Source organism: Listeria fleischmannii subsp. fleischmannii LU2006-1 (assembly GCF_000344175.1).
Lineage (GTDB): Bacteria > Bacillota > Bacilli > Lactobacillales > Listeriaceae > Listeria > Listeria fleischmannii.
Map to the genome: position 1 here is coordinate 1 of NZ_ALWW01000073.1, position 8,449 is coordinate 8,449.

An 8,449-nucleotide genomic window follows, 5' to 3' on the forward strand; every position below is an offset into this window, starting at 1 on the left:
CAATAGTTTAGCCAATACAACCTTGCATAATATACGTGTGAGTGACCCACTTCCCGCGGGCGTAGAACTGGTACCCGGAAGCTTAAAGGTAGATGGACAAGCAGCCATAAATGAAGGAGACCCAGGACAAATCAAGACAGTGATCTCCGAAATCAAAGGGAACCAAACGGTTCCAATCACGTTTAAGGCCAAAGTGACAAAAGCAACAGACGGTACCATCACGAATATCGCCACTTTAGTCGATCCGGCTGATGAAAGCCATCCACAAAAAACCACAAGCAGATATTCAAGTGGTGGATTCCAAAGGCCTTCTTAAGTCAAACAAAAAAAGTGGATCATCATGATGTAAAACAAAATGAAGAAGTCACATACACGATTGAAGCAACCAATAGTTTAGCCAATACAACCTTGCATAATATACGTGTGAGTGACCCACTTCCTGCGGGCGTAGAACTGGTACCCGGAAGTTTAAAGGTAGATGGACAAGCAGCCATAAATGAAGGAGACCCGGGACAAATCAAGACAGTGATCCCCGAAATCAACGGGAACCAAACGGTTCCAATCACGTTTAAGGCCAAAGTGACACAAGCAACAGACGGAACTATCACGAATATCGCCACTTTAGTCGATCCGGCTGATGAAAGCCATCCACAAAAACCACAAGCAGATATTCAAGTGGTGGATTCCAAAGGCCTTCTTAAGTCAAACAAAAAAGTGGATCATCATGATGTAAAACAAAATGAAGAAGTCACATACACGATTGAAGCAACCAATAGTTTAGCCAATACAACCTTGCATAATATACGTGTGAGTGACCCACTTCCCGCGGGCGTAGAACTGGTACCCGGGAGCGTAAAGGTAGATGGCCAAGCAGCCATAAATGAAGGAGACCCGGGACAAATCAAGACAGTGATCCCCGAAATCAAAGGGAACCAAACGGTTCCAATCACGTTTAAGGCCAAAGTGACACAGGGAACAGACGGTACCATCACGAATATCGCCACTTTAGTCGATCCGGCTGATGAAAGCCATCCACAAAAACCAGAGGTGGATATTCAAGTGAAATCAGAAATAAAAACGATGACTAAAGACGAAATAAAAATTAATCCAATTAAAAAATTACCGTCTACAGGAGATTATGACAATAAGATTTCTCAGCCTTTTGGGATCATTCTGGTTATGGGTGGCATTTTAACTCTAATACATCCTTTTCTACGAAGACGTAACTTGTAATATAGATGCTTATCGTATGCATACACTGTCACTAGCTATATGAACCTAAAGCTTAGCTAACAAAAAAGGAGGTGAGTTTGAATCTAAATTGACATTTTTATAAAAAATAACGGGGGTGTAAAAAATGAAAAAAATTGTATTTTGTTGTGTATTCCTATTGATTCTTTGTGGCGTTGGTGGTTCACTTAAAGCCAGTGCAAAAGAAGTCACAGAAAAAGAAGTGTTTAGTTTACCATGGCCAACCTACATCGCAAATTCAGGGATGAGTAAAGGAAGATATCACGATCGTCAAGATTTAGGTTTTGTGTTGCAGGCAAAAGATGTGCTAAGAGTTCGCCAAACTAATCCGGAGTTTACAGATAAATTAACTGTGCGCTTACTAGGAAATGATAATTGGAAGGAAAAATCAGTACAAGTTGGGACTGATTGGGTAGAAGTGAGTGCAGAGGATAATTTGGTTCCTTTTGTAGATACTCCTTATGGTGACGCGAAGGCAAAAATTGAGTATGAGGTCATTGGTGCTAATTCAGAACCTGTTTTGCCAGTTTATGAGTATAAAGGTAGTGAACAAAATTTTTTCGCAACATGGGATGAAGGTGATGCTGAGTACGCCTTGATTAAAGACAAAAATTTCCAGCTTTTAATTCCAAAAGAGAGTAAAGAAGCAGTTAGGAACTTAGAAGATTATGATTCTATGGATGAGCTTATTCAGCACTATACTGAAATATTTTCTGAATACAATGCATGGGTCGGCCTAGATAATATAGAACCTGAAAATGTAAATAGCGAAAATCGTTATTTTCTAAAGGCAGATTTGCATGGTGCTGGTGCTGCCTATTATGGCTCGTATTGGACGGCTCAAACGTATACCGATGTGAGTATGTGGTTATCCAAAAGTAATTGGGGTGTTCTGCACGAAATAGCACACGGCTATCAAGCAGGCTTCGATGGTGTAGGTATGTACACAGGTGAAGTTTCTAACAATTTGTTTGGAGTGAAATATGAATATGAGCATTATGGAAAAGAGGCTGATCAAATTGGCTGGTTGTTTGATTATGGTGATAAAGAACATGTAGAAGAAAATTTTTATAATGCCGTTATCAGAAATGATAAACCTTATCGAGATTTAGATTTACGTCAGCAATTGCTCATATTAACCATGTTAAGAGAAAAAGCTGGCATGGATGCTTATACGAAAATGTATCAAGACTATCGAAAAATTGCTAGTGAGCCAGGTTACAAAAAGAATGATTATCCCTTATCAGATTTGATGAATAAATATTATAGTGAAATGAGTCATCAAGATTTTACATCTGTCCTAGAAAATAGATATCTTGCTTTAGATGAACATCAGTCAGAAAAAAATCGCGCAAATGGTTATCCTGCAGTAGCTGCATTGGCTGAAGTAGTACCAGAGGATCAATTGGACCGTGCACGCGCATTATTAGATCCTTCGCTATTAATTACGTCTAACTTTGAATTAGTTCAAAATAAAGAGATAGCCCCACTCAATTTAAAAGGAAATCTTACCCTTCAATTTAAGAATGATGAGAATACGAATATCGAGAGCAGTAAGGTGACTTTAAAAGATGGAAATAAAGAAGTAGCTACTGAGGAAATTCAAAATAATACGGCTCAATTTAAAAATATTCCAAACGGGGTGTATAGTTTGGAATTTTCTGGAGAAAACACTAAAACTGTAGTATCCAGTAAAAATTATGTTTATGTCAAAGAGGCACAAAATGATGTAGATATTAATTTGTCTCAATCAGATACACTCTTAAATCAGGAAATCACTTTTTTAGGATTAAATGATGTTCCATTTGCGACATTGAAAAATTATCCTCAGGAACAGTCTGCGACATTTGATATTTTTAACGAAACACCGCATAGTTATTTTGACGGAAAAGAATATGCAAGAGTAACTCTTTACGATAATAATGGGGTTAAACAATATGATAAAAGTATTGAGGGGACGCATGCTATAGTTGGAGAGGATATTCTAAATTTACCACTTCTAGATGGTGAACATACAAATACCTTGGTTATTTATCATGCAGAAGCAAATGGAAGATTGGTGACGGATGATGATCTTTTAAATACAAATAGTAATAGCAAAGTTTTAATACCAAGTAAGTGGGGCTTTGAAAATCCTTATACTAATCCTAATGCGTATGATGCACTTATTAATAGAGTCGATAATAAAGGAACTAAACTTTTAAATGAAGACAGCCAACTACATGTACCTTTTGCAATATCAGTAGATAAAAAGGAACTATATGCGACAATTCAACTTTTAAAAGAACCAGAGAAAATAAAATTCATGGATAAATTTTCGTCTTTATTCGTATAGAGAATGTTGGATTTTCTAATAGGAATATAGAATACGATGAAATGACATAAGTAGATACAGCGGACAATAATATTTTTATATAGGTGTACAAAAAAGTTTTGATCGCATTGTAAGAAAGGTTCAATAGTTAAAATCAACAAATATAAGAGGAAGTGATTGTGCATGTTAGAAAAATTTCAAATGAATTCATTTTGATACGGCTAGTTAGCGCGTAGGAATAACTTGAAGAGAGAATTTGATATTATAGAAATGACTATAAATATTTGAAAGTAGATGAATATGATGAGCTATATTAAACATATATTAGTATTGACAATAATTTTTGGAGTAAGTCTAACTCAGTTGCCTTATACTCAAGTAAAGGCAAATTCGATAGAAAAAAAAGTTGATAGTGAGCAGACTGGGAATTTAGTCATTAATGGTTCGTTCGAAGATGGTTTTAATGGGTGGGATAATGCTTTTCCTGAACATGCGCAAATCATTGAGGAGAACGGCAATCACTTTTTGAGATACACAACGACACCAACAGGGTTTGGTCCTATTACAGAACAAAGAATAAGAAATTTAATCCCTAACACACTATATAAGTTAAGTATGGAATCTCGTAAACAAGATTATATTCCAAATGGAATAGGAATTGAGTCTGGATCAGGTTTAGAAAATATTCTCGGGGAAAGAAAATCGGTTTATGCTCCAGCTTCTACTAAATTTGAAAGTAGCGAAGTAGTTTTAAAATCAGGTGAAGATGGTGGACTTCGTATATTTATTTATATGAACCCAGAAGCAGGAGATGGCCAAGCAGATTTTGATAACTTTGTATTGAGTAAAGTTGAAAATTCTAAATAATTATTGATTTTAATATAACAATAGTATAAAGAAAAGACTACACATTCAGTTCGAACTGCTTACCGTATTGCATTAGACCGACGAGTATATAGTAATGTATATCAGTAATAGTTAAATAAGTGTTCGATATTCATTTTTCCCAATAAAAAGGAATTGATTTACTGAATAGTGCTCTAGTCTAGGAACTAAGTCATGAGGGTTATCAGGATTAACTATATCATTCAAAGACATTGAAAATGGTTGTTTATAGCAATTAATTCTCTTTCGGAGTGGTTTTTAAAGTATAACCTGTATAATAAATAATCATGCTGCAATAAGTCTCCTATTTTGATACACTCCCCATAAAGTAGACACTAGAAAACAAAAAAATCTAGTGTTTTTATGGGGAGTGTTTTTGTGTGACTATAAATAAAACAAGCTTTGAAAAAAGATTATGTATCGTGAAAGAAGTACTTGAAACGAAAAAATCTAGAAACTTAGTAGCGAAAGAAAACAATCTTTCTTGTGCTACAGTACGCGATTGGATAGATAGATACCAAACTTTTGGAAAAAATGGGCTACATCCTTATAAAACAAAAGCTAAGTACAGCTCTGAAACCAAGCAAAATGCTGTTGAAGACGTGCTTTATCAAGGTGCATCACAGCGGACTGTGATGAGAAAATATAAAATTTCTTCTTCAGCTGTTCTCAGGGCATGGATTTCTAATTATAATAAACAGAAAGACTTAAAAAAATACTGGAAGAGGGCTTTCTGAAATGAAATCTAGAAAAGAATCGGCAAAAACAACCTTGCAAGAACGCATTGAAATTGTACAATATGCCTTGGAGCACAACAATGATTATCAAGCTGCTATGAAAAAATGTGGTGTTTCTTATCAACAAGTGTATACGTGGACTAAAAAATATACTGCCCTCGGGGTGAAAGGACTTCGAGATAGACGTGGTCGTCATCGACCTGTAGAAGAATTAACAGAGTTAGATCGTTTACGTTTAAAAAACAAACGTTTACGTCATCGGAATGAATTTTTAGAAATGGAAAATGACTTCGCAAAAAAGTTACGAGAGCTCAAAAAAAGAAAACAACGATTTTCATTAAATCGCTATGAGTTGTATTATGTCGCTATTTTTGAGCTATGGCAAACCAAAAAATATCCGATAGAAAAGCTGTGCCAGGTAGCAGGTGTTAGCCGTAGTGGTTACTATAAATGGAAAACAAGGCAACCCTCCGCTACCGAAAAGGAGAACAAGTGGTTAGCCCAACAAATCACACGTATTTTTGAAGAGTCCGACCGTACATTTGGTGTGGTTCGGATGCATTATGCTTTAAAGAGAGAAGTTGAAAAGAAAGTCAATATTAAAAAAATACGGCGACTCATGCGACTCATGGGTTTATTTCCCGAGATTCGAAAGAAACGTTCGGAATGGACTAGAACGGTTCCTTTTCATATAGATGAAAACATTATCCAGCGAGATTTTCATGCGGATAAACCTAACCAGAAATGGTTCACAGATGTGAGTTGCTTATTTTATGGAAATCACCAAAAAGCTTACCTCAGCGCCATTATCGACCGCTATGATATGAGTATTGTGTCTTATGTGATTAGTCAACGAAATGATAATCAGCTGGTCATTGATACAGTTAAAAATGCACTACAGACCAATCCTAACGCGAGCCCCATTATTCATAGTGACCGAGGATTTCAATATATGTCAAATGTCTACCAACTTTTGAAAAAAAAGTACGGATTTACTAGTAGCATGTCTCGAGCAGGAAAATGTTTAGATAATCAACCGATTGAATCTTTTTGGGGTACATTAAAATCAGAATACTACTATCGAAAAGAGTTTACTTCTTATGATGAACTCAAAAAAGGGATTAACAGCTATATGCATTTTTACCAAAACAAAAGGTATGTTCCCAAGTTCAATGGCCTAACGCCAAGAGAGTTTAGAGAAAAAGCATCATAAAAAAACTCCTAAAAAATCAGGAGCTTAAAATCTTTTTTATATTTCCCTTGTCTACTTGACAGGGAGTGGTTCAAATGAGCAGATGGGGTTATGTGGTGACGAATTGCCAATATTTTTCAAGGCCGTTTAAAATGGTAAATTGCGGTCGGTAACCTAGTGTTTTGAGGGCGGTTATATCAGCGCAGGAATCTTTAATGTCACCGGCACGTGCCGGTTTATAATGTAAAACCAGTTTGGTGTGACTAATTCGTTCGCCAATTCGAATGATGTCGTGTAAGGATGTTCTGATGCCGGTGCCTACATTGAAAACGCGTCCTAGTGCTTCATTTTTTGTCGCAACGATTTGAAGGGCCTGCAAAACGTCTTCAATAAAAACAAAATCACGCGTTTGATTCCCATCGCCGAATATGGTAAATGGCTTATTTGTCGCAGGATTTTTTTGCTGAAGTGCGCTCACTAAAAGTGAAATCACGCCAGAATACGGGGATGAGGGATTTTGGTTATTTCCATATACATTGAAAAATCGAACGGCCACGGTCGGCATAGCAAACAATTTTTGATAGGCTAAAATATAGTTTTCCGAAGAAAATTTATCAATGGCGTAAGGTGTTAAAGGTTGAATGGTCGACGTTTCGTGTTTAGGCAGGGCGGGCTCATCTCCGTAAACGGCAGCGGAAGAGGCGAAAATGATGCGTTTAAGGTTTTTTTGCTGTGTTCTGGCTGCTTCTAGTAGTAAAAGGGTTGTTTCCATATTGACTTTATGGGTTTCTTTCGGGTATTTGACAGAATCTGCCACGCTTGCGATGGCGGCTAAATGATAAATGTAATGAAAGGTATAGGTGGAAAATAATGCTTCAACGACAGATTTTTCGCTAATATCTTCCTCGATAAAGGTTAGATTTTCTGATAAAGGTAGATTTTCTTTAGAACCCATGGATAAATCGTCTACAACGACAATTTCAAATTGAGCGATTAATTTTTTTGCTAAATTGGAGCCAATAAAACCTGCTCCGCCAGTAATTAATACACGTTCCATAATGTAGTCACCCCGTTTTCTTTTTTGCTTGATTTACTCCATCATGTCTTCAAATAAAATGCGATTTAGATGATGAATGTTGAAGTCATATTCTACTTTATTTCTCGCTGATGAAAGCATGTTTTGCCGTAATGGATTTGGTAAGGTGTAGAAGCTTTTTAGCGCCGTACAAATTTCCTCCGCGCTTTGTTCGGTGACTAAAAACCCATTTACTTTATCAGAAATAAGTTCAGAAATTCCGCTATGCTTTGTTGCAATTACAGGTTTTCCAGTAGCCATCGCTTCCATAAGGGAAACAGGAATTCCTTCCATATCCCCATCTTTTGCCACCACACTTGGTAAAAGAAAAACATCCGCCTGATTTAAAGCTTCTTTCACAAAAGTTTGTGATTTTGCTCCGTGAAAAATAATTTGTTCCTGAAGTCCTAAGTTTTGTGTAATCGCTTGTAAATCGGCTTTTTCTTCCCCGTCACCAATAATTTGCAGCTGACATTTAAGTCCATCTAATTGCAGCAACTTCATGGCCATAATGGCGTGTTTAATGCCCTTTTTTTCCGTTAAACGAGCGACAATGAGTACATTTAATTCGTTTGAAAGGTTTTGTTTAGGAGAAAAAGGAAATTGGTGAATATCTACTCCCATATGATGGACTTTAATTTGATGTTCATTCGCCCCAAGCTGAACTAAAATTGTTGCAAAAAATTGGCTGATAGGGCATATAATCGCGTTCGTTTGAAATAAGAAACGATAAAAGGATTTTCCTCTTTTTTGAATGGTTCGCGTTAAATCATAACCGTGGAAAAAAGTAATTAATTGTCCGCTTAAAATATTTTGATCACATAAAATGCTCGCGAGAAGCCCGATATTTCCGTAGTGTGCAATAATAAAATCGTAGTTTCCTGTAGGGCACTTTGCACTAGCTACAGCAGGCTGCAAACGAAATACGATTTTGCCATATTTGATAGGATTAAGGGCTCGACAAAAACTTTTTTTTAACTGTTTAGATACAGATA

General features: G+C 36.5%; 8 protein-coding genes. 6 read left to right on the forward strand and 2 right to left on the reverse strand.

Annotated elements, in window-relative coordinates:
- From LFLEISCH_RS14035 to LFLEISCH_RS15150, 6 genes are all read left to right on the forward strand, one after another.
- A partial coding sequence (locus tag LFLEISCH_RS14035) for a DUF11 domain-containing protein (protein ID WP_007477928.1) occupies window positions 1–316 on the forward strand: 316 nt, incomplete at its 5' end.
- 14 nt (window positions 317–330) lie between these two features.
- Entirely contained in the window at window positions 331–1,233 is a 903-nt protein-coding gene (locus tag LFLEISCH_RS14040; RefSeq protein WP_007477930.1) for an isopeptide-forming domain-containing fimbrial protein, read from the forward strand.
- Window positions 1,234–1,357: 124 nt separating this feature from the next.
- On the forward strand, window positions 1,358–3,586 hold the full coding sequence (locus tag LFLEISCH_RS14045) for a putative mucin/carbohydrate-binding domain-containing protein (RefSeq protein ID WP_007477931.1): 2,229 nt from the start codon (window positions 1,358–1,360) through the stop codon (window positions 3,584–3,586).
- 282 nt (window positions 3,587–3,868) lie between these two features.
- Entirely contained in the window at window positions 3,869–4,432 is a 564-nt protein-coding gene (locus LFLEISCH_RS14050; RefSeq protein WP_159099779.1) for a hypothetical protein, read from the forward strand.
- Between the two features lie 398 nt (window positions 4,433–4,830).
- Window positions 4,831–5,187 (forward strand): helix-turn-helix domain-containing protein, encoded by a 357-nt coding sequence (locus tag LFLEISCH_RS14850; RefSeq protein ID WP_007477935.1) that lies wholly within the window; start codon window positions 4,831–4,833, stop codon window positions 5,185–5,187.
- A 1-nt stretch (window position 5,188) separates the two neighbouring features.
- Entirely contained in the window at window positions 5,189–6,400 is a 1,212-nt protein-coding gene (locus LFLEISCH_RS15150) for an IS3 family transposase (protein WP_007477937.1), read from the forward strand.
- A gap of 88 nt (window positions 6,401–6,488) precedes the next feature.
- Here the strand turns inward: LFLEISCH_RS15150 and LFLEISCH_RS14065 are convergent, their stop codons facing one another.
- Window positions 6,489–7,436, reverse strand: coding sequence for an NAD-dependent epimerase/dehydratase family protein (locus LFLEISCH_RS14065; RefSeq protein ID WP_007477941.1), 948 nt, complete (start codon window positions 7,434–7,436; stop codon window positions 6,489–6,491).
- Window positions 7,437–7,469: 33 nt separating this feature from the next.
- Window positions 7,470–8,449: glycosyltransferase (locus LFLEISCH_RS14070; protein ID WP_007477943.1), on the reverse strand; the 980-nt coding region annotated here is incomplete at its 5' end.